We start from the raw sequence: 21885 nt of genomic DNA on the forward strand, positions 1-21885 counted from the left end.
AAGGCGATCAGGCGCGGCGCAGTGCGCGCTGCTCGACCCGGCTTTGCAAGCGATACAGGTAGGCGAAGCCTTGTTCCCAGCGTTCATGGCCGGACTTGACGTTGATGTGCCCGGCATTGCTCAGCAAACCCGCCTCTGCGCCCCAGGCCTTGGCCAAGTAAAGCGCCCGAGGCACGTTCACGGCCGGGTCGTTGTCCGAACTGACCACCTGACTGGGAAACGGCAGCGCTTCGGTCGGGATCGGCGCAAAGTTGCGCAAGGCTGGCGCGCAGGTAGGCCGCTCGACATCCGCTGGCGCCACCAGCAGCGCGCCGCGCACCCGGCGCAGCAACGCCGGGCTGGCCTGCGCGGCCCAGTGGGCGACGGTGATGCAACCCAGGCTGTGGGCAATCAGGATCACGGGCGAGTCTTCGGCGATGATCGCCTGCTCCAGCGCCTGCACCCAGTCCTGCCGTTGCGGGGTCAGCCAGTCGTGCTGCTCGACCCGTGCACTGTTGGGCAGGGTGCGCTGCCAGTGACTTTGCCAATGGTTGTCTGGCGATCCTTGCCAGCCCGGCACAATCAGGTAACGAATCGACTCATTGCGCATGGGGACGCCTCCAGTAAGTTTGCGTGCTTGGAGACCAGTATAGGGAGGCAGTTATATTCGTAAAGGAATAAGAAGCTATTTATTAATAACAAAAATATTTATGCCTTGTGCGATCCCTGTGGGAGCGGGCATGCCCGCGAAGCGAGCACCGCGGTGGATGGCACGGGCTTCGCCCGTGTTCGCGGGCACGCCCGCTCCCACAGGGATCACGCAAAAAAAAGGGCCAACCCCTGCCAAGAGATGTGGCCCATAAGCACTTGCCTGAAGAGGCTTGGTAAAAGTCAGCGCGCGGTTATCACCGCCAGTTTGCTGATCCCTGCACGTTCGATGGCTGCCATGGCCCGCGCCACTTCGCCGTAGTTCACGCCGTCATCGGCCTGCAGCTGCACGCGCACGTCCGCGTCCTTGTCCTTGGCAGCCTTGAGGTTGGTTTCCAGCAGGTCGGACTGGATCTGGTCCTTGTTGATGAACAGCTTGCCTTCACCGTCGATGCTGACCACCAGCGGGTCCTTCTGCTCCACCGGGGCCACGGCCTCGGTCTTGGGCAGGTTGATGGGGATCGCGTTGGTCAGCAACGGCGCGGTGACGATGAACACCACCAGCAGCACCAGCATGACGTCCACCAGCGGCGTGACGTTGATTTCACTGAGGACTTCGTCGCTGTCCTGGGTCGAAAAGGCCATATCAGGACGCCTCCTTCACCGGCTGGGTAAAACCAGCCTGGGCTTTTTGTACAGCGGGGTGCACCAACACACGGAAGGCACTCTTCTGCGCCAGGCTGTAGAAGTCGTGGGCAAAGTCATCGAGGTCGGCAGCGGTCAGCTTCAGACGACGCAGGAAGTAGTTGTAGACCAGCACCGCAGGCACTGCGACGGCGATACCCACACCGGTGGCCACCAGTGCAGCACCGATGGGGCCGGCGACGGTTTCCAGGCTGGCGGAGCCGGCCGCGCTGATGCCCTTGAGCGCTTCCATGATGCCCCACACGGTGCCGAACAGGCCGATGAAGGGCGAGGTGCTGCCGATACTGGCGACCACCGCCAGGCCGGTTTCCAGCGAGCGGCGCTCACGCACGATCTGCTGACGCAGGGCACGCTCCAGGCGGTCCTGGTGGTTGATGGCGTGGCTCAGGTCGTTGGCCTGGGTGTCGCCAACGGCAATCGCGGCGTAGCCAGACTGGGCAACGCGGGCAGCCGGGCCTGGCAGCTCGTGGCTGAGCTCGGCGGCCGAGTCCAGGCTGGAGGCCGCCCAGAACTGCTGGTGGAAGCGTTTGTCCTGGTTCTTCAGCCGCACGAACTGCGCGACCTTGACCAGGGCCAGGCCCCAAGTGACGACAGAAAAACCAACCAGCAGCCAGATGACTGCGCTTTCAACGGATTCGAGGGGGGATGCCAGCAGGCTCATGATGATGTCTTCCTGTGTTCTGCGAAAAAGTTAGCGAAGCTTGAAATCGATCGGCACGCTGACCCAGCCGGTCTGGGCCACGTCGCCCTGCTTGGCGGGCACGAAGCTCCAGCGCTTCACCGCAGCCAACGCTGCGGCGTCGAGGGCATCACGGCCGCTGCTCTTCTGGACCTGGATCTGCCCGGGTTTACCGCTGGGCAGCACCTCTACACGCAGCAGCACGGTGCCTTCCCAACCCCGCCGCTGGGCCATCTGCGGATACTCCGGCGCCGGGTTTTTCAGATACGCGGCGTTGGCCGAAGCGGGCGTAACCGGGGCCGGCGCGGGTGGTGCGGGTGCAGGTGGTGCCGGGGCGGCCACTGGGGCTGGCGGCGGCGCTTCGACCGGTTTGGGCTGTGGTTTGGGTGCTTGCTTGACCACAGGCTTGGGCACGGGCTTTGGCTTGGGTTTGGGCTTGGCGGCCAGTTCGTCGATCACGGGTGGTGGTGGCGGCGGCTCGACGACGGGTGGTGCAGGCGCAGGCGGTGGCGGTTCGACCACAGGGGGCGCGGGCGCTGCGAACTCGATGGTCATGGGCGGCACTTGCGGTGGCACCACGGGCAGCTCTGGCGTGGGTGCCTGGCTTACCCAGTACGCCGCAGCGCCGTGCAAAGCCAGCACCAGCAGGCCCAACACCAACTTGTCGCGGCGCTTGAGCCCGCTGACGGGCGTGCGTTGCAGGCGCAGCTGACCAAGCGGTAGGCGAAGCGTGCGTCCAAGCTCGACCAGGTCACCCGGGGCCGGGCGCCATGGCTGGTCGTAGGCCCTGACGGCCGACTGGACATTACCCATTGATCAAACTCCTGGGGTCTCGATTCAGGTATGGCTGAATCATCAGGGCCAGAGGCTTATCTCTTAAAGTAATGTTTAAAATTATAGTTATAACTTAAGTGAATATTGTTTTTGGAGGGTAGCGTGAAGGCCAAGAACTGCGCGGGCTGTGGCTGACCAAGCAAAACTCGATGCTTTGTGGGCATGCAAAATATTCAGGCAAGGCATGGAATTGCAGGCATAAAAAACCCGGGACCATGCCCGGGCTCTCATTACCTGAAGAGGCTCAGATATCCGCCACCTTCTGCCAAACCTTCGGCCGGAAGAACAATGTCTCCCCCCGCGCCAGCCCGGTCAGGCTGTCATGGTCTTTCACCACCTCGGCCTCGATCAGCTCGCTCTGCCCCTCGACTTTCAAGGTCACCCGGGTAGTCGCGCCCAACGGGCGAATATCCCGCACCTCGGCCGCATGGTGCCCTTCGGTCTCATGCCGCGACAGCGACACTTCGTGCGGGCGGAACAGCACATGGTGGCCTTCGCTCAGGGCCAGGCGGTTGGAGTCGCCCAGGAAGTGGTAGACGAAGTCGTTGGCCGGCTGCTCGTACACTTCGCCCGGCGAGCCGATCTGCTCGATCACGCCCTTGTTCATCACCACGATGCGGTCGGCCACTTCCATGGCTTCTTCCTGGTCGTGGGTCACGAATACCGAGGTCAGGTTGATGTCTTCGTGCAGCCGCGCCAGCCAGCGGCGCAGCTCTTTGCGCACCTTGGCATCCAGCGCACCGAACGGCTCGTCCAGCAGCAGCACCTTGGGCTCCACCGCCAGCGCGCGGGCCAAGGCGATACGCTGACGCTGACCGCCAGACAGCTGTTCGGGGTAGCGGTCGGACAACCAGTCCAGCTGCACCATGTTCAGCAGCTCATGCACCTTCTCGGCGATCTTGCTCTCGCTCGGGCGCTCGCCCTTGGGCTTCATGCGCAGGCCGAAAGCGACGTTGTCGAACACACTCATGTGGCGGAACAGCGCGTAGTGCTGGAACACGAAACCGACGTTGCGGTCACGCACGTCATGGCCGGACACGTCTTCGCCATGGAACACGATATTGCCCTGGTCCGGGGTTTCCAGGCCGGCGATGATGCGCAGCAGCGTGGTCTTGCCACAGCCGGACGGGCCGAGCAAAGCCACCAGCTCGCCGCTGTTGATGTCCAGGTTGATGTTGTCCAGGGCCTGGAAGCTGTTGAAGCGCTTGCTGACGTTACGAACTTCGATCGACATGAATCATTCCTCCGCGGCGCTGTGGCGCAGGCGGTTAATACGGTTCTCGCTCCACTGCTTGAGCAGCAGGATGAAGAGCGCCAGGATCAGCAACAGGCTGGCCACGCTGAAGGCCGCGACGTGGTTGTACTCGTTGTAGAGGATCTCCACGTGCAGCGGCAAGGTGTTGGTCACGCCACGAATGTGGCCCGACACCACCGACACCGCGCCAAACTCGCCCATGGCCCGTGCGGTACACAGCACCACGCCATAGATCAGGCCCCATTTGATGTTGGGCAAGGTCACGTGCCAGAACATCTGCCAGCCATTGGCGCCGAGCAGTCGCGCGGCCTCCTCTTCTTGCGTGCCCTGCTCCTGCATCAGCGGGATCAGTTCACGGGCCACGAACGGCACGGTGACGAAAATGGTCGCCAGGACGATGCCCGGTAGGGCAAACACGATCTGGATGTCGTGGTCCTGCAACCAGGGGCCGAACAGGCCTTGCGCACCGAACATCAGCACGTAGACCAGGCCGGCGATCACCGGCGACACCGAGAACGGCAGGTCGATCAGGGTGACCAGGATGCTCTTGCCACGGAAGGTGTACTTGCTGACGCACCAGGCGGCGCTGACGCCAAACACCAGGTTGAGCGGCACCGAGATGACGACTGCGAGCAGCGTCAGCTTCAGTGCCGACAAGGCGTCGGGCTCGAAGATAGCCTCGAAGAAGGTACCAAAACCGTTCTTCAGCGCCTGCGACACCACGATCACCAGCGGCAACAGCAGGAACAGGGCGAACACCAGCCAGCCAAGGCCGATCAGGATACGCCGCGAAGTGGCGTTGCCACGACGGGCGGCGTTGGCGGCCGCGCTTGCACTCAGGGATGAACTGGACATGCCGGCCTCCTTCAAGGGGTTTCGATGCGGCGCTGCAACAGGTTGATCAGCAGCAGCAGGATGAAGGAAACCACCAGCATCAGCACGCCGATGGCGGTTGCGCCGGTGTAGTCGTACTGGTCGAGCTTGACCATGATCAGCAGCGGCAGGATCTCGGTCTTCATCGGCATGTTGCCGGCGATGAAGATCACCGAACCATACTCACCCACGCCACGGGCGAAGGCCAGGGCGAAGCCGGTGAGCCAGGCAGGCAGCAAGGCCGGCGCCAGTACATGGCGGAACACCTGCAGCGGCTTGGCGCCCAGGCAGGCAGCGGCCTCTTCCACTTCACGCGGGATGTCGGCCAGTACCGGCTGAACCGTGCGCACTACGAACGGCAAGGTGACGAAGGTCAGCGCCAGGGTGATACCCAGCGGGGTGTAGGCGATCTTGAAGCCAAGGTCGGTGGCGAACTGGCCAACCCAGCCCGCGGGCGCGTACAGGGCGGTCAAGGCGATACCGGCAACGGCGGTAGGCAGGGCGAACGGCAGGTCGATCATCGCATCGATGATCTTGCGCCCGGGGAAGGTGTAGCGCACCAGCACCCAGGCCAGCAGGGTGCCGATCACACCGTTGATGATGGCGGCGAACAGGGCGGTGCCGAAACTCAGCTTGAGCGCGGCGAGTACCCGCGGCGCACTGACGATGTTCCAGAACTGCTCCCAGGTCAGCTGCGCGGCATGAATGAACATGGCTGCCAGCGGTATCAGCACGATCAGGCTGAGGTACACCAAGGTGTAGCCCAGCGTCAGCCCGAAGCCGGGTATGACGGGGGAAATACGACGTGACATAAGTATCCCTGGTTGAACGCACGAAGCCCGGAATCGATCCCGGGCTGGTGCAAGCTTTTGAATCCTGGGGCTACTTTGCAGCCCATTCGCGGCACAAGGCCGCTCCTACAGGGGATCGCGATTCCATGTAGGAGCGGCCTTGTGCCGCGAATGGGCCGCAACGCGGCCCCGCTTTTCCATGGCCCTTACTGTGCCTGATAGATCTGGTCGAACACACCGCCATCATTGAAGAATTTGGGTTGTGCAGTTTTCCAGCCACCGAAGTCCTTGTCGATGGTTACCAGGTCCAGTTTCGGGAATTGCTTGCCGAATTCGGCAGCAACTTTCTCGTCACGCGGGCGGTAGAAGTTCTCGGCGGCAATTTTCTGCCCGGCCGGGCTGTACAGGTGCTTGAGGTATTCGGTGGCAATCTCGGTATTGCCCTTCTTCTCGGCGTTCTTGTCCACCACGGCCACTGGCGGTTCGGCCAGGATCGACAGCGACGGCACGACGATGTCGAACTTGTCGGCGCCACCGTCTTCCTTCAGCGCCAGGAAGGCTTCGTTTTCCCAGGCCAGCAACACGTCGCCCTGGCCGTTGTTGACGAAGGTGATGGTCGAGCCACGGGCGCCGGTGTCCAGCACCGGTACGTGCTTGAACAGCTCCTGCACGTATTCCTTGGCCTTCTCTTCGCTACCGCCGGCCTTCAGGCCGTAGGCCCAGGCGGCCAGGAAGTTCCAGCGCGCACCGCCGGAGGTTTTCGGGTTGGGGGTGATGACCGACACGTCTTTCTTGATCAGGTCGCCCCAGTCCTTGATGCCTTTCGGGTTGCCCTTGCGCACCAGGAACACGATGGTCGAGGTGTACGGGGTGCTGGCGTCCGGCAGGCGGGTCTGCCAGTTGTCCGGCAGGGTCTTGCCGAGCTTGGCGACTTCGTCGATGTCACCGGCCAGGGCCAGGGTCACCACGTCGGCGCGCAGGCCGTCGATCACCGCACGGGCCTGCTTGCCCGAGCCACCGTGGGACTGCTGGATCTTCACCTTGTCGCCCGGGTGGGCCTGCTGCCAGTGCTTGATGAACTCGGCGTTGTACTGCTGGTACAGCTCGCGGGTCGGGTCGTAGGACACGTTCAGCAGTTCGTAGTCCTTGGCGATGGCGGAACCGGCAAAAACAGCGCTGGCCAAAGCGGCAAGCGCATAACGGCGGATGGACATGGTGAAGCTCCCGATTGGCATTTTTCTAGTTTTGAATGTGAGGCGCGATCAGCCGGCCTTGTTGCCGGGCTGTTGCAGGCGGAACTTCTCCTTGCGCTCGATCTGTACGACCTGAGCGTTGTGCACAGTGATCTCCACCGCACCGAAACGCAGGTCGCGCAAGGCGCTCTGGATTTCACGCAGAATGGTGGCTTCGTCCTGACCGTCGATGCTACGCAGAGATGCACTCATGCTCGTTCTCCTTGGAGTGAGGGTGCCGGGCAGAGGTTTGAAGGGGATTTGCGCCTGGCTTGAGGGCAATAGTAGTGAGGCGGAGTTATTCTTAAAAATACTGTTTAAGAATGTTTATATAACCAAATTAAAATCACGATTTTACAGGCGACAACAACCTCTGTGGGAGCGGGCGTGCCCGCGAATGCGGCAGTGAATCCACCACCGCATTCGCGGGCACGCCTGCTCCCACAGTGTTCAGTGTTGGGTTTTAGTGCTGTTTTCAGGCTCACGGATCTTGTACCAGGCCACATACAAGGCCGGCAGGAACAACAGCGTCAGCAGGGTGGCCACAATGATCCCGCCAATCATGGCGTACGCCATCGGCCCCCAGAACACTTCGCGGGCAATCGGGATCATGCCCAGGCTCGCCGCCGCCGCCGTCAGCAATATCGGCCGGCGCCGGTGGTTAGTAGCCTCCACCACCGCGTCCCAGGGCGAGAAGCCCTGGGCCTCCAACTCGTCGATCTGGGTCACCAGGATCACCGAGTTGCGAATGATGATACCCGCCAGCGCGAGGATGCCGAGAATCGCCACAAAGCCCATGGGCGTGCCTGTGGGCACCAGTGCGATGATCACGCCAATCAGCCCCAGCGGCGCCACGCTCACCACCAGGAACAGCTTCTGCACGCTGTGCAGCTGGATCATCAGGAAAGTGGCCATGAGGAACAGCATCAGCGGGATCACCTTGCGGATCGGCCCTTGCGCCTTGGCGCTTTCCTCCACCGTACCGCCGGTAGCCACCTCGAAGCCCACCGGCAGCTTGCTGGCGAATTCGTCGATCTTCGGCTTCAGCTGGGCCACCAGGTCGGTGGGCTGGATGTCGCCGTTGACCGACGCCTTGATGGTGATGGTCGGTTTGCGGTCCCGCCGCCACACCAGCGGCTGCTCCAGCTCATAACGCACCGTGGCGAACGACAGCAACGGGATCGAGGTGCCGTTGGGCGTGAGGATCTGCAGGTTCTGCAGGGTATCAGGCGAGCCGCGCTCGCTGTTTTCGGCACGGGCCACCACGTTGACCAGGTAGATGTTGTCATTGACCTGGGTGATCTGCACGCCGCTGACGATGCTGTTCATCACATTGGCCACGTCTTCCGACGACAACCCTAGCTGGCGTGCCTTGTCCTGGGCGATTTCCACGCGCAGCACCTTACCCGGCTCGTTCCAGTCATAGATCATCTCGCCGATGTGCTCGTTCTGGTCGAGCAAGGTGGCCAGTTCGATGGCATGCTTGCGCACTTCGTCGATGTTGGCACCACTGACCCGATACTGGATCGGCCGCCCTACCGGCGGGCCCATTTCCAGCGACTGTACGTTGGTACCAATGCCGACGAACTCTTCGTGCAGGATCTTCTGCAAACGAGCCATCATGGCCTGACGCTCTTCGAAGCCTTTGCTGACGATCACCAACTGCGCGTAGTACGGGTTCTGCAATTGTTGGTCGAGGGGAAGGTAAAAACGAATGGCACCCTGGCCGATGTAGGTGCTCCAGTGCACCAGGTCCGGGTCATCCTTGATCCGTGCCTCGAAGCGGTCGACCACCTTGCGCGTCTCCTCGATCGAGGCGTTTTGCGGCAGGTTGAGGTCGACCAGGATTTCCGGGCGGTCCGAGGACGGGAAGAACTGGTTCTGCACAAAGCGCTCGCAGAAAATGGCCAGCACAAACAACAGCACGGTGCCGATGATGGTCAGCCAGCGGTTGCGCATGCACCACAGCAGGCCATGTTCGAAAGCCTTGCCCAGGCGGCCAGGCTCGGCTTCATGGGGTTTGACCTTGCTGCTAAGGATGTGTACGCCCAGCACGGGCGCGAAGAACACCGCCACCACCCATGACACGATCAGCGCCACGGCAATCACGGCAAACAGGGTGTAGGTATATTCACCGGCCGAACTGGCGTTCAGGCCGATCGGCACGAAACCGGCCACAGTCACCAGGGTGCCGGTCAGCATGGGGAAGGCTGTGGAGGTGTAGGCAAACGTCGCCGCCTGCTCCTTGCTTTCACCCATCTCCAGCCGCGTGACCATCACCTCCACGGTGATCATTGCATCGTCCACCAGCAGACCAAGCGCAATGATCAGCGCCCCCAGCGAAATCCGCTGCATGGTGATGCCGCTGTACTCCATGAATACGAACACCATGGCCAGCACCAGCGGGATCGAACACGCCACCACCAGGCCTGCGCGCACGCCCAGGCTGATGAAACTCACCCCCAGTACGATCACTACCGCCTCGAACAGTGCGCTGGTGAAGCCGCCGACGGCCTGTTTCACCACCACCGCCTGGTCCGACACGGTGTGTACCCCAACCCCTATCGGCAAGTCCTCGACCACTTTGTCCATACGCTTTTTCAGCGCCGCACCGAACACCTGGATGTTGCCCCCGGCCTTCATGCCGATGGCCAGCCCAAGCGCGGTCTGGCCGTTGTAGCGGAACATGGGTGACGGCGGGTCGACATACCCGCGTTCGATATCCGCAATATCCGCCAGGCGGAAGAAGCGGTCATTGATGCGCAGGTTGACCGTTTCCAGGTCTTTTTCCGAGGCGAACTGCCCGGTGGTGCGCACCGAAATGCGCTCGGGGCCGGCCTCGATCACGCCGGCCGGGGTCACGGCGTTCTGCGATTGCAAGGCCTGCATGACCTGGCGCTGGTCAATGCCCAGCGCAGCCAGCTTGCGGGTGGAGAAGTTCAGGTACAGCACTTCATCCTGGGTACCGACCAACTCGATCTTACCGATGTTGGGCACATCGCGGACCTCAGCCCTGGCTTGCTCCACGTAGTCGCGCAACTGGCGCAGGGTAAGGCCATCGGAGGTAAAGGCGTAGATCGAGCCGAATACATCACCGAATTCGTCATTGAACGCAGGCCCCTGGATGCCCTGAGGGAACTGGCCGCGAATGTCCTGGATCTTCTTGCGCACCTGGTACCAGATGTCCGGGATGTCCTTGGCCTTGGTGGTGTCGCGCAGGTACACGTAGACCGTGGACTCACCCGGCCGGGTGTAGCTTTTGGTGTAATCGAGGGAATCGAGTTCTTCGAGTTTCTTTTCGATGCGGTCGGTGACCTGGTACAGCGTCTCGTCCTGGGTCGCGCCTGGCCAACGGGTCTGGATCACCATGGTCTTGATGGTGAACGACGGGTCTTCCTCACGGCCCAGGTTGAAATAGGAAAATATCCCCATCAGCAGGCCAACGAACATCAGGTACCAGACGAAGGATTGATGCTTGAGTGCCCAGTCGGACAGGTTGAAGCTTCCTTTCATTGCGCATCCTCGTCGAAGGTGACCTTCTGGCCAGGCTTGAGGCTGTTCACACCTGCGGTCACGACGCGCTCGCCAGGCTGCACGCCCGACGTCAGGACGATGCTGTCGGCGGTGCGGTCGATCAACGCCACATCACGGGTGGCCACGGTCTTCTGCTGCGTGTCGATCACCCACACCTGGGTTTTGCCGTCACGTTCCAGCAAGGCACTCGCGGGTAGCTCGCTGCGTGGCGTCACTTCCGCGCTCAAGGTCACGCTGATGGCGGTGCCCAGGTGGAACGCCGCCGGTGTGCTCGCCAGGGTCAGCCGGGCGCGTCGGGTGCGGGTGGTGGCGTCGGCCTGGGGTTCCAGCTCGCGCAGGCTGGCCGTGGTGTTGATGGTCGGGTCCAGTTGCGAGGCCACGGTAAAGGTCAGGCCCTGGCTCAACTGCTCGGCCAGGCCGATCGGCAGGTCGATCACCGCTTCCTTCACATCCGGCCGGGCCAGGGTTACCACGGCCTGGCCTGCGGTGACGGTTTGCCCGGCTTCGGCCTGCCAGGCGGTGATCACGGCAGCGTGGTCGGTGCGCAAGGTGCTGTAGTCAAGCTGGTCACGGGCTTGGCTGAGCGCCGAGCGCGCCTGCTCCAGTGCTGCGCTGGTGGTTTTCAGGTTGGTCTGGGCGATATCCAGCTGGGCCTGGGCGCCCACTCCGCGGTCGTACAGCTGCTGCTGGCGGCGGGCATCGGCCTGGGCGTTGATCCACTGGGCCTGCACCTTGGCCAGGTCGCCTTCGGCGGCACGCAGCTGGTTTTGCTGGTCGGTCGGGTCGAGGGTAGCCAAGGTGTCGCCCGGCTTCACCTGGGCGCCCACGTCCAGCCAACGCCGGGCAATACGGCCGGAAACCCGAAAGCCCAGGGTGCTTTCAAAGCGCGCCTGGATACTGCCGGCAAAACGACCCAGCTGCGACTCGACCTGGGGTTCGACCTTCACCGACAACACCGGCCGAATCGGCTCTGGCGCCTCGTCCTCGCTGCTGCAACCCACCAGCAGCACGCCAGCCGACAGCATCAGCAGCAGGCGCTTCATAGCTCACCCCCTTGGGCCTTGGCGTCGACCTTCTGAACCTGCATGCCGGGGTGCAATAACTGGCCGCCATTGACCACCACGGTCTCGCCGCCTTTAAGGCCGCTGGCGACCACAATTTTGCCGGTGAGGTAACGGCTGACTTCGACTTTGCGCAGTTCCACCTTGTCGCCCTCGCCTACCACCCACACGGCGGGCTCATGCAGGGCTTTTGTCAGTGCCGACCACGGTAGCTCGACGCTGGGCCGGCCTTGGGCATTGGTGGTGGCGGTGACCGGTGCGCCCAACTGCATGCCCACGGGCACATCTTTCAGGCCTACCTTGACCTGCACCGTGCCGCTTTGCGCCGATACCGTGGGGGTGATTTCACGCACGAAGCCATGTGCCTGGACCTTGGGGTTGTCCAGCAGGCTGACGATCACCCCGGCATCGCTGGGCGGCGCCACCAGCAGCGATTCGTACACGTTGAACACCGCATCACGGTCGCCATCGGTGGCCAGGCTGAAGATGGGCATCGTGGCCTGCACCACCTGGCCGACTTCGGCCTGACGCTCGGTGATGACCCCCGCGGCCTCGGAGACCAGTGCGGTGTAGCTGAGCTGTTCGTTGGCGTTGGCCAGTTGCGCCTGGGCGGCCTTGAGCGCGCTCTGGTTGCTGCGCAGCGCGGCTTCGGCGGAGTCGTATTCACTTTGGCTGGTGTAGCCCTTGGGCAGCAGTTTTTGCTGGCGCACAAAGGCGGCGCTGGTCTGGGTGACCCGCGCCTGGGCGGCGAACACCTCGGCCTTGGCCGAGTCGACGTTGTTCTGCAGGTCTTTCGGGTCCAGCCGGGCCAGCACCTGGTTGGCCTTGACGTGGTCGCCCACATCGACGCTGCGCGAAATGATCTTTCCGCCCACACGGAACGACAGGTCAGTCTGCACCCGCGCTTGCACATCGCCCGTCAGGGTGACCCTGGCAGCGAAATCGGTGGGTTGGACCTGTTGCACACCGACCCGAGGCAGCGTCTCGGGGACCTCTTCCTTGCTACAGCCGGTGAGCATGGACAGCAAGCCCAAGCCTGCCAGCAACAGTGGACGCGTCACCCTCATGCAGGCTCCTAGCTTGCGCACAAATGATTTGTGAGATGCGACTGTCAGCGTAGTTCAGGGTTCGATAAACATCACTGACGGATAGAGGACGTATGCGCGTCAGGGCATCAAGGTGCACGCCTCGATTTTTTCGGTGCTTATCAGATCGAGCGCCGCCCGCGCGGCGCATCGCGAGCTGTGCTCGCTCCTACGTTAGTTTCGGGCCAATTATTCCCGGGGGATTTGCGCGCGTACGCCTTGACGCATGGCGTTATATTGCGTCATACCAACAACTCGGTATTGGGCGTCTGCCACAAGATTGACTGGCCCGAAAAAACGTAGGAGCGAGCACAGCTCGCGATGCGCCGCGCAGGCGGCGCTCGATCTGATAGGCGCTAACAATGGCCAGCCATGCACCTGGCTGCCCTGACACCCCACAGAGCCGAAACCCTGCGGGGATGTCTACACAGTCAGGCCGACGCCGCAACCTGCGCCGGGCGCTTGACCTGTGGCTGCGAAGCATTGGCCGCCGCACCCTCTTCGATCGCCTGCTGAATCGCCTTGCGACGACGCTCTTCGGCCTGGCGGCTGAAGTACCAGACAAAGAAGGTCACCAGCGACACCGACAGCAGGATCAGGCTGGCCACGGCGTTGATCTCTGGCTTCACGCCCAGGCGCACGGCCGAGAACACTTCCATCGGCAAGGTGGTCGAGCCCGGGCCGGACACGAAGCTGGCCAGTACCAGGTCGTCCAGCGACAGCGCGAACGACATCATGCCTCCCGCCGCCAGCGATGGCGCGATCATCGGGATGGTGATCAGGAAGAACACCTTCCACGGCTTGGCACCCAGGTCCATTGCCGCTTCTTCGATCGACAGGTCCAGCTCGCGCAGGCGTGCCGACACCACCACCGCCACGTACGCTGCACAGAACGTGGTGTGGGCGATCCAGATGGTCACGATGCCACGCTCCTGCGGCCAGCCGATCATCTGCGCCATGGCCACGAACAGCAGCAACAGCGACAGACCGGTGATCACTTCAGGCATTACCAGCGGCGCGGTGACCAGGCCACCGAACAGCGTACGGCCCTTGAAGCGGGTGACCCGGGTCAGCACAAAGGCCGCCAGGGTACCCAGCGCTACCGCAGCCACCGCCGTGTAGCAGGCGATTTCCAGCGAGCGCATCACCGAACCCATCAGCTGGGTGTTGTCGAGCAGGCCGACGTACCACTTCACCGACCAACCGCCCCACACCGTTACCAGCTTGGAGGCGTTGAACGAGTAGATCACCAAAATCAGCATCGGCAGGTAGATGAACAGCAAGCCCAGCACCAGCATCAGCTTGGAGAAACTGAAGCGTTTCATGCGCGGCCCTCCATTTCTTTGGCCTGGCTGCGGTTGAACAGCAGGATCGGCACGATCAGGATCGCCAGCATCACCACCGCCAGGGCAGAGGCCACCGGCCAGTCACGGTTGTTGAAGAACTCTTGCCACAGCACCTTACCGATCATCAGGGTTTCCGGGCCGCCGAGCAGTTCAGGGATCACGAACTCGCCCACCACCGGGATGAACACCAGCATGCAGCCGGCGATGATGCCGTTTTTCGACAGCGGCACGGTGATCTTCCAGAAGCTGTTGAAAGTGCTCGAACCCAGGTCCGAAGCGGCCTCCAGCAACGAAGGGTCATGCTTCACCAGGTTGGCGAACAGCGGCAGGATCATGAACGGCAGGTACGAATAGACCACGCCGATGTACACCGCCAGGTTGGTGTTGAGGATTTGCAGCGGCTGGTCGATCAACCCGGTCCACAGCAGGAAGCCGTTGAGCAGGCCGTTGTTGCTGAGGATGCCCATCCAGGCATAGACGCGGATCAGGATCGCGGTCCAGGTCGGCATCATGATCAGCAGCAGCAATACCGTCTGCGTCTCCTTCTTGGCGTTGGCGATGGCATAGGCCATCGGGTAGCCGATCAGCAGGCACAGCAGGGTGCTGAAGAAGGCCATCTTCAACGAGCCCAGGTAGGCCGAGATGTACAGCTCATCCTCGGTCAGCAGGCCGTAGTTGGCCAGGTTGAGTACCAGCTGGATCTTGTCTTCGACGTAGCTGTAGATCTCGGTATACGGCGGGATCGCCACGTCAGCTTCGGCAAAGCTGATCTTCAACACGATGAAGAACGGCAGCATGAAGAACAGGAACAGCCAGATGAACGGCACGCCGATCACCAGGTGCCGCCCCTCCGGAATGATGCGCTGGAGTGCTCGCTTGAGCTTGCGAGGTTTCATGACCGCAGTACCACGCCGCTGTCGTCTTCCCACCACACGTACACTTCATCGCCCCAGGTCGGGCGGGTGCCCTGGCGCTCGGCGTTGGCAACGAACGACTGGACGATCTTGCCGCTCGGCAGCTCTACGTAGAACACCGAATGGCCACCCAGGTAGGCGATGTCGTGCACCTTTCCGCGCGACCAGTTGTGCTCGCAGGTCGGCTGCTGGGTAGTGACCAGCATCTTTTCCGGGCGCAAGGCGTAGGTGATGTGCTTGTCTTCCACCGAGGTGGTGATGCCGTGGCCGACGTAGATCTTGCGCTCCAGCTCCGGGCTGGCAATGATCGCGTGGCCTTCGGCATCGTCGACCACTTCACCTTCGAACAGGTTGACGTTACCGATGAACTCGCACACCAAGCGGCTGGTGGGGGTCTCGTAGATGTCCACCGGCGAGCCGATCTGGGCAATCCAGCCCAGGTGCATGATGGCGATGCGCTGGGCCATGGTCATGGCCTCTTCCTGGTCGTGGGTCACCATTACGCAGGTCACACCCACGCGCTCGATGATCTCTACCAGCTCCAGCTGCATCTGCGAACGCAGTTTCTTGTCCAGCGCGCCCATCGGCTCGTCGAGCAGCAGCAGCTTGGGGCGCTTGGCCAGGGAGCGTGCCAGGGCCACACGCTGACGCTGACCACCGGACAGCTGGTGCGGCTTGCGCTTGGCGTACTGGGTCATGTGCACCAGCTTGAGCATCTCGGCCACGCGGGCGTCAATCTCGGCCTTGGGCATCTTGTCCTGCTGCAGGCCGAAGGCGATGTTCTGCGCCACGGTCATGTGCGGGAACAGCGCGTAGGACTGGAACATCATGTTGATCGGCCGCTCGTAGGGCGGCATGTCGGTGATGTCTACGCCATCGAGGAAAATCCGCCCTTCCGTCGGGCGCTCGAAGCCGGCCAGCATGCGCAGCAAGGTGGACTTGCCCGAGCCGGAGCCGCCCAGCAGGGCGAAGATCTCGCCCTTGCGGATTTCCAGGGACACATCGTCCACGGCTACGGTTTCGTCGAATTTTTTCGTAACCCGGTCGATCTTGACCAGCACCTGCTTGGGTTGCTGGCCACCCTCGAGGGCTTTTTTATAGGCACCGGAGGCAACTGCCATGAGTGAAACTCCCAACAAGATTTTTGTACCCGCGCGGCCTGGTCTGCAGGTGCGCTGCGGGTCTGGATAATTACTTGCCCGACTTGACCTTGGTCCAGCTGCGGGTCATCAGCCGTTGCACCTTGGGTGGCAACTCTGAGTTCACGAACATCTTGTCCAGCACTTCCTGCGGTGGGTAAACCGCGGCGTCAGTCCTCACGGCCTGGTCCATCAGGTCGCCAGCCTTGGGGTTCGGGTTGGCGTAACCGACGTAATCACTGACCTGGGCGATAACCTCAGGTTTCAGCAAATAGTTGATGAAGGCATGGGCCTCTTTGACGTTCTTGGCGTCCTTAGGGATCGCCAGCACGTCGAACCAGAGGTTGCCGCCTTCCTTGGGAATGGCGTAGGCCAGGTTCACGCCCTTCTTCGCTTCTTCAGCGCGGGCCTTGGCCTGGAACACATCACCCGAGAAACCCGCCGCGACGCAAATGTCGCCATTGGCCAGGTCGGTGATGTACTTGGACGAGTGGAAGTAGGTCACGTACGGGCGCACGGCCAGCAGCTTCTGCTCGGCTTTTGCGTAATCCTTGGGGTCGGTGCTGTTGGGGTTGAGCCCCATGTAGTTGAGCACCGCCGGGAGCATTTCATCCGCCGAGTCGAGGAAGGCCACACCGCACTTGGAGAGCTTCTTCATGTTCTCGGGCTCGAACAAAACGGCCCAGGAGTCGATGGTGTCCACGCCCAGCACGGCCTTCACCTTGTCGACGTTGTAACCGATGCCGTTGGTGCCCCACAGGTAAGGCACGGCGTACTGGTTGCCCGGGTCGTTCTTTTCCAGGCGCTTCATCAACGCCGGGTCGAGGTTGGAATAGTTGGGCAGCAGGCTCTTGTCGAGCTTCTGGAACGCGCCCGCCTTGATCTGCTTGCCGAGGAAATGGTTGGACGGCACCACCACGTCATAGCCGGTGTTACCGGCCAGCAGCTTGCCTTCCAGGGTTTCGTTGGAGTCGAACACGTCCTGCACGGGCTTGATGCCCGTGGCTGTCTCGAAGTCCGCGAGTGTGGTTGGGCCGATGTAGTCGGACCAGTTGTAGAAGTGCACCGTAGGCGCCGCTTGGACGCTGCATGCCAGCGTCAGGCCCGCACCAGCCATCAAGGCCTTGCGGAATACAGAAATAGACAAGTGGGTGCTCCTCACAATCAGTGCCTGGGTAGCGACAATGCTGCCGCACACGCAAAACCGGCGCGCAACTTACCTTCGCAGCTTCGATGCCGCAATCATCAATTGCCTTTCACTGGCTCTGAGCCGGGAAGCCCCGGCCCAGAGGTGCCGCATCGAGCTTATTTGCCCGACTTGATCTTGGTCCAGCTGCGGGTGATCACACGCTGGGCAGAAGCTTCAGGCGCAGCGATGGCGTACAGCTGCTTCTTCACTTCGGCTGGCGGGTAGATGCTCGGGTCGCTGGTGATGTCTTTGTCCACGAACGGAGTGGCAGCAGCGTTGCCATTCGGGAAGCGCACGGCGTTGGTGATTTCAGCCATGATTTCTGGCTGCATCAGGAAGTCCATGAACTGGTAGGCAGCGTCTTTATGCTCGGCATCTTTCGGGATGGCGACCATGTCGTAGAAGGTGCCGGCACCTTCTTTCGGAATCACGTAGTCCACTTTGACCTTGTCGCCAGCTTCGTGGGCGCGGGCCTTGGACTGCTCCAGGTCACCCGAGTAACCGACGGCCACGCAGATGTTGCCGTTGGCCATGTCGCCGATGTACTTGGACGAGTGGAAGTAGGTGATCGAAGGACGAATCTTGAGGAACAGATCCTCGGCGGCCTTCAGGTCTTCTTTCTTGGTGCTGTTGCTCGGCAGGCCCAGGTAGTGCAGCGCGGCAGGCAGCATTTCGGTCGGAGCGTCGAGGAAGCTCACGCCGCAGCTCTTGAGCTTGGCGATGTTCTCAGGCTTGAACACCACGTCCCACGAGTCGATCTTGTCCACGCCCAGCGCGGCCTTGACTTTCTCCGGGTTGTAGCCGATGCCGATCGAACCCCACATGTACGGGAAGGCGTGCTTGTTGTCCTTGTCGCTGGCGTCGCCAACGGCTTTGAGCAGGTCGGTGTCGAGGTTCTTCCAGTTCGGCAGCTTGGAGCGGTCCAGTTCTTCGTACACACCGGCCTTGATCTGCTTGGCCAGGAAGTTGTTGGACGGCACCACGATGTCGTAGCCCGACTTGCCGGCCAGCAGCTTGGCTTCGAGGGTTTCGTTGCTGTCGAAGACGTCGTACTTGACCTTGATACCGGTCTGCTTCTCGAACTTGGCAATGGTGTCCGGTGCGATGTAGTCCGACCAGTTGTAGACGTTCAACACCTTGTCTTCAGCCTGTGCAGCAGTAGCCATGGCACCCATCAGGGCTGCGGCCAGCAACGTCTTGCCCATTTTATTCATGCGTCATGCTCCAGATTTTTTTGATTAGCCATCCGTTCAGCAGCCAGGTCCCGCAGTACACGCGTTTGGGCGACTGAAGCAGTCGCTAGTCTGGCAAGTTACAAGGCTCTGTTTCAAGGAAAGCAGGGCCTTGTAACGACTTAATGTCACATCGCTAGCCTAGCAGGTGATCAGTTGATCGCTTCGAGGGTGAGGTCCAGGCACTTGCGCGCCTTTTCCACCAGTTCGTCGATCTCCGCGTGGCTGATCACCAGCGGCGGGGCGATGATCATGGTGTCACCCACTGCGCGCATGATCAGGCCGTTCTCGAAGCAGAAGTTACGGCAGATCATGCCCACGCCCTTGCCTTCGTAACGGCTGCGCGTGGCCTTGTCCTTGACCAGCTCGATCGCGCCGAGCAGGCCCAGGCCGCGTACTTCGCCCACCAGCGGGTGGTCCTGCAGCTCACGCAAACGCTTTTGCAAATACGGTGCCGCTTCGGTGCGCGCCTTCTCGACAATGTGCTCGTCGCGCAGGATGCGCAGGTTTTCCAGGCCCACTGCAGCCGCTACCGGGTGACCCGAGTAGGTGAAGCCGTGGTTGAAGTCACCCCCTTCGCTGAGTACCTGGGCAACTTTGTCACGCACGATCACACCGCCCATGGGGATGTAACCGGAGGTCAGGCCCTTGGCGATGGTCATCAGGTCGGGCTTGAGGCCGTAGTAGTCAGAGCCGAACCACTCGCCGGTGCGGCCGAAACCACAGATGACTTCGTCGGCGACGAACAGGATGTCGTACTTGGCAAGGATCTCCTTCACCTTCGGCCAGTAGGTTTCCGGTGGGATGATCACGCCGCCGGCGCCCTGGATTGGCTCGGCAATGAAGGCGGCGACGTTGTCTTCGCCGACTTCGAGAATTTTCTTTTCCAGCTGCTCGGCTGCCCACACACCGAACTGGTCCGGGGTCATGTCGCCACCTTCACCGAACCAGTAAGGCTGCGGGATGTGCACGATGCCCGGGATCGGCAGGCCGCCCTGTTCGTGCATGCCGCTCATGCCGCCCAGGCTGGCACCGGCCACGGTGGAGCCGTGGTAGCCATTGATGCGGCCGATGATGGTCTGTTTGTGCGGTTTGCCCTTCAGCGCCCAGTAGTGGCGCACCATGCGCAGCACGGTGTCGTTGCCTTCGGAGCCGGAGCCGGTGAAGAACACATGGGTCATGCCCTCTGGCGCCACGTCGGTGATCGCCTTGGCCAGCTCCAGCGCAGGCGGGTGAGCGGTCTGGAAGAACAGGTTGTAGTACGGCAGTTCGCGCATCTGCTTTTCTGCCGCCTGCACCAGTTCTTCACGGCCGTAACCGACCGCCACGCACCACAGGCCGGCCATGCCGTCGAGGATCTTGTGCCCCTCGCTGTCCCACAAATGCACACCCTGGGCCTTGGTGATGATGCGCGGCCCCTTGGCTTTCAGCTGCTTGTAGTCACTGAAAGGTGCGAGATGATGCTCCCCGCTCAAGGTTTGCCATTCACGGGTTTGCGGGTTGTTGACGCTCATGTGCTTCTCCGTAATTCGACCGCCGCGCTCCAGCGGCACCAGGGTTTATCAGACAGCGAACAGCAGGAACTCACGCTCCCAGGAACTGATGACACGCTTGAAGTTCTCGTGCTCGGCGCGCTTGGTGGCGACGTAGCCGGTGATGAACTTCTTGCCCAGGTACTGCACCAGCGCGCGGCTGTTTTCCATGCGTTCCAGGGCGTCTTCGATGGTCAGCGGCAGGCGCAGGTTGCGGCGCTCGTAGCCACGGCCCTGTACTGGCGCGCTGGCCTCGATGGCTTCGACCATGCCGATGTAGCCACACAGCAGGCTGGCGGCGATGGCCAGGTACGGGTTGGCGTCGGCGCCCGGCAAGCGGTTCTCGACCCGACGGCTTTGCGGGCCGGCATCCGGTACGCGCAGGCCGACGGTGCGGTTTTCTTCGCCCCACTCCACGTTTACCGGCGCCGAGGTGTCAGGCAGGAAGCGGCGGAACGAGTTGACGTTGGGGGCGAACAGCGGCAGCGCCTCGGGGATGAACTTCTGCAGGCCACCGATGTGGTTGAGGAACAGCGCGCTCATGCTGCCGTCTTCGTTGCTGAAGATGTTCTTGCCGGTGGCCACGTCGATCACGCTCTGGTGCAGGTGCATGGCACTGCCCGGCTCGCCGGTCATCGGCTTGGCCATGAAGGTGGCGGCCACGTTGTGCTTGAGCGCCGCTTCGCGCATGGTGCGCTTGAACACCAGGATCTGGTCGGCCAGGTGCAGCGCGTCGCCGTGACGGAAGTTGATTTCCATCTGCGCCGTGCCGTCTTCGTGAATCAGCGTGTCCAGGTCCAGCTGTTGCAGTTCGCACCAGTCGTAGACGTCTTCGAACAGCGGGTCGAATTCGTTGGCGGCTTCGATCGAGAACGACTGGCGGCCGGTTTCCGGGCGGCCCGAACGGCCAACCGGCGGCTGCAGCGGGAAGTCCGGGTCTTCGCTGCGCTTGGTCAGGTAGAACTCCATCTCGGGCGCTACGATCGGCTGCCAGCCCTTGTCGGCGTAGAGCTTGAGCACTTTTTTCAGCACGTTGCGCGGCGACAGTTCGACCGGGTTGCCCTTCTTGTCGTAGGTGTCGTGGATCACCTGCGCGGTCGGCTCGATGGCCCACGGCACCAGGAACACCGCCTTCTCGTCAGGGCGGCAGATCATGTCGATGTCGGCCGGGTCGAGCAGTTCGTAATAGATGTCGTCGTCGACGTAGTCGCCGGTCACGGTCTGCAGCAGCACGCTCTCGGGCAGGCGCATGCCTTTTTCGGCGATGAATTTGTTGGTAGGCGAAATCTTGCCGCGCGTGATGCCGGTCAGGTCACTGATCATGCATTCGACTTCGGTGATCTTGTGCTCTTTCAACCAATCGGTGAGCTGGTCGAGGTTGTTACTCATAAATACCTCAGGAGGTAAGGTGGTCCACGCTCTGATTCTGGATGGAGTACATTGCTAAAGCAAAAACCCCCGCGCAGAGCCACAGTGGATACACTGAAAACAGCTGTGTCCGTAATGAGTTCAAAAGGCAGGAAGACGAAGCGAAGGGCGGCAAGCCGCTACGAGGGCGGGCCCGGAAGCGCCAAACGTCAATTATTGCGGCCAGGGCGGCCACGCCATTGACGAAGCTTGCAAAAACGGCGGAGGTACCCGACGGCACTGCGCAGGCAGTACTTTCAGGTCGCGGCAAGCGGACCATGTGACCCTCGTATTATTGTGTTTTGGGTTGAGACCGAGCTTAGCCTTGTTCATTTTTTTACACAACACCTCCGTAAAAAATAAAACACGGCGTGTCGGAGATAGCCCTTTACGCGGGAAATAGCGGATAATGGCTTGCCCCGATATGCAGCAAATCTGCCGTAGATGTGC

Annotated in this window: 19 protein-coding genes; all 19 read right to left on the reverse strand. The window is 61.8% G+C overall.

The annotated features are described in order from the left end of the window. Nucleotides 1-7: 7 nt before the first annotated feature. The 19 genes from ACF8MI_RS13985 to ACF8MI_RS14075 all read right to left on the reverse strand — a co-directional run bounded on the left by ACF8MI_RS13985 (nucleotide 8) and on the right by ACF8MI_RS14075 (nucleotide 21417). Entirely contained in the window at nucleotides 8-589 is a 582-nt protein-coding gene (locus tag ACF8MI_RS13985) for an alpha/beta hydrolase (protein ID WP_060498117.1), read from the reverse strand. A gap of 281 nt (nucleotides 590-870) precedes the next feature. Continuing rightward, nucleotides 871-1272, reverse strand: a complete 402-nt coding sequence (locus tag ACF8MI_RS13990) for a biopolymer transporter ExbD (RefSeq protein ID WP_200928888.1) — start codon at nucleotides 1270-1272, stop codon at nucleotides 871-873. Nucleotide 1273: 1 nt separating this feature from the next. After that, nucleotides 1274-1993 carry a MotA/TolQ/ExbB proton channel family protein gene (locus ACF8MI_RS13995; RefSeq protein ID WP_012274720.1) on the reverse strand — a complete coding sequence of 240 codons (720 nt, stop codon included), beginning with the start codon at nucleotides 1991-1993 and terminating at the stop codon, nucleotides 1274-1276. Nucleotides 1994-2023: 30 nt separating this feature from the next. Beyond that, nucleotides 2024-2824 carry an energy transducer TonB gene (locus ACF8MI_RS14000; protein WP_025752181.1) on the reverse strand — a complete coding sequence of 267 codons (801 nt, stop codon included), beginning with the start codon at nucleotides 2822-2824 and terminating at the stop codon, nucleotides 2024-2026. A gap of 265 nt (nucleotides 2825-3089) precedes the next feature. Further along, nucleotides 3090-4079, reverse strand: a complete 990-nt coding sequence (locus ACF8MI_RS14005) for a sulfate/molybdate ABC transporter ATP-binding protein (protein ID WP_019098644.1) — start codon at nucleotides 4077-4079, stop codon at nucleotides 3090-3092. A gap of 3 nt (nucleotides 4080-4082) precedes the next feature. After that, nucleotides 4083-4955: a sulfate ABC transporter permease subunit CysW gene (cysW, locus tag ACF8MI_RS14010; RefSeq protein ID WP_060498120.1), complete on the reverse strand. Its 873-nt coding sequence runs from the start codon at nucleotides 4953-4955 to the stop codon at nucleotides 4083-4085. Between the two features lie 11 nt (nucleotides 4956-4966). After that, nucleotides 4967-5785 carry a sulfate ABC transporter permease subunit CysT gene (gene cysT / locus ACF8MI_RS14015; protein ID WP_060498121.1) on the reverse strand — a complete coding sequence of 273 codons (819 nt, stop codon included), beginning with the start codon at nucleotides 5783-5785 and terminating at the stop codon, nucleotides 4967-4969. Nucleotides 5786-5970: 185 nt separating this feature from the next. Continuing rightward, nucleotides 5971-6978 (reverse strand): sulfate ABC transporter substrate-binding protein, encoded by a 1008-nt coding sequence (locus ACF8MI_RS14020; protein ID WP_012274725.1) that lies wholly within the window; start codon nucleotides 6976-6978, stop codon nucleotides 5971-5973. Between the two features lie 48 nt (nucleotides 6979-7026). Further along, nucleotides 7027-7209, reverse strand: coding sequence for a sulfur starvation response protein OscA (gene oscA / locus ACF8MI_RS14025; RefSeq protein ID WP_016712582.1), 183 nt, complete (start codon nucleotides 7207-7209; stop codon nucleotides 7027-7029). Nucleotides 7210-7446: 237 nt separating this feature from the next. Beyond that, entirely contained in the window at nucleotides 7447-10509 is a 3063-nt protein-coding gene (locus ACF8MI_RS14030; protein WP_200928890.1) for an efflux RND transporter permease subunit, read from the reverse strand. Then, entirely contained in the window at nucleotides 10506-11573 is a 1068-nt protein-coding gene (locus ACF8MI_RS14035; protein ID WP_060498123.1) for an efflux RND transporter periplasmic adaptor subunit, read from the reverse strand. The genes ACF8MI_RS14030 and ACF8MI_RS14035 overlap by 4 nt, the downstream gene beginning before the upstream one ends. Beyond that, on the reverse strand, nucleotides 11570-12658 hold the full coding sequence (locus ACF8MI_RS14040; RefSeq protein WP_156866848.1) for an efflux RND transporter periplasmic adaptor subunit: 1089 nt from the start codon (nucleotides 12656-12658) through the stop codon (nucleotides 11570-11572). Before ACF8MI_RS14040 ends, ACF8MI_RS14035 begins: the two co-directional genes overlap by 4 nt. A gap of 449 nt (nucleotides 12659-13107) precedes the next feature. Continuing rightward, nucleotides 13108-14001 carry an ABC transporter permease subunit gene (locus tag ACF8MI_RS14045; protein WP_003258560.1) on the reverse strand — a complete coding sequence of 298 codons (894 nt, stop codon included), beginning with the start codon at nucleotides 13999-14001 and terminating at the stop codon, nucleotides 13108-13110. Beyond that, nucleotides 13998-14879: an ABC transporter permease subunit gene (locus tag ACF8MI_RS14050; RefSeq protein ID WP_177337089.1), complete on the reverse strand. Its 882-nt coding sequence runs from the start codon at nucleotides 14877-14879 to the stop codon at nucleotides 13998-14000. Before ACF8MI_RS14050 ends, ACF8MI_RS14045 begins: the two co-directional genes overlap by 4 nt. A 35-nt stretch (nucleotides 14880-14914) precedes the next feature. Next, on the reverse strand, nucleotides 14915-16057 hold the full coding sequence (potA, locus tag ACF8MI_RS14055) for a polyamine ABC transporter ATP-binding protein (RefSeq protein WP_016712588.1): 1143 nt from the start codon (nucleotides 16055-16057) through the stop codon (nucleotides 14915-14917). Nucleotides 16058-16127: 70 nt separating this feature from the next. Continuing rightward, entirely contained in the window at nucleotides 16128-17222 is a 1095-nt protein-coding gene (locus ACF8MI_RS14060) for a polyamine ABC transporter substrate-binding protein (RefSeq protein WP_104833768.1), read from the reverse strand. A gap of 158 nt (nucleotides 17223-17380) precedes the next feature. Continuing rightward, a complete protein-coding gene (locus ACF8MI_RS14065) occupies nucleotides 17381-18478 on the reverse strand; it encodes a polyamine ABC transporter substrate-binding protein (RefSeq protein WP_060498129.1) in 1098 nt (365 codons plus the stop codon). A 170-nt stretch (nucleotides 18479-18648) separates the two neighbouring features. Beyond that, nucleotides 18649-20010 carry an aspartate aminotransferase family protein gene (locus ACF8MI_RS14070; RefSeq protein WP_060498130.1) on the reverse strand — a complete coding sequence of 454 codons (1362 nt, stop codon included), beginning with the start codon at nucleotides 20008-20010 and terminating at the stop codon, nucleotides 18649-18651. A gap of 48 nt (nucleotides 20011-20058) precedes the next feature. Next, the gene (locus ACF8MI_RS14075; RefSeq protein ID WP_060498131.1) at nucleotides 20059-21417 is read right to left on the reverse strand and encodes a glutamine synthetase family protein; all 1359 of its coding nucleotides are present in this window, start codon (nucleotides 21415-21417) and stop codon (nucleotides 20059-20061) included. Nucleotides 21418-21885 lie beyond the last annotated feature (468 nt).

Origin of the sequence: Pseudomonas sp. yb_9, from assembly GCF_043103635.1 — a bacterium.
GTDB lineage: Bacteria > Pseudomonadota > Gammaproteobacteria > Pseudomonadales > Pseudomonadaceae > Aquipseudomonas > Aquipseudomonas monteilii.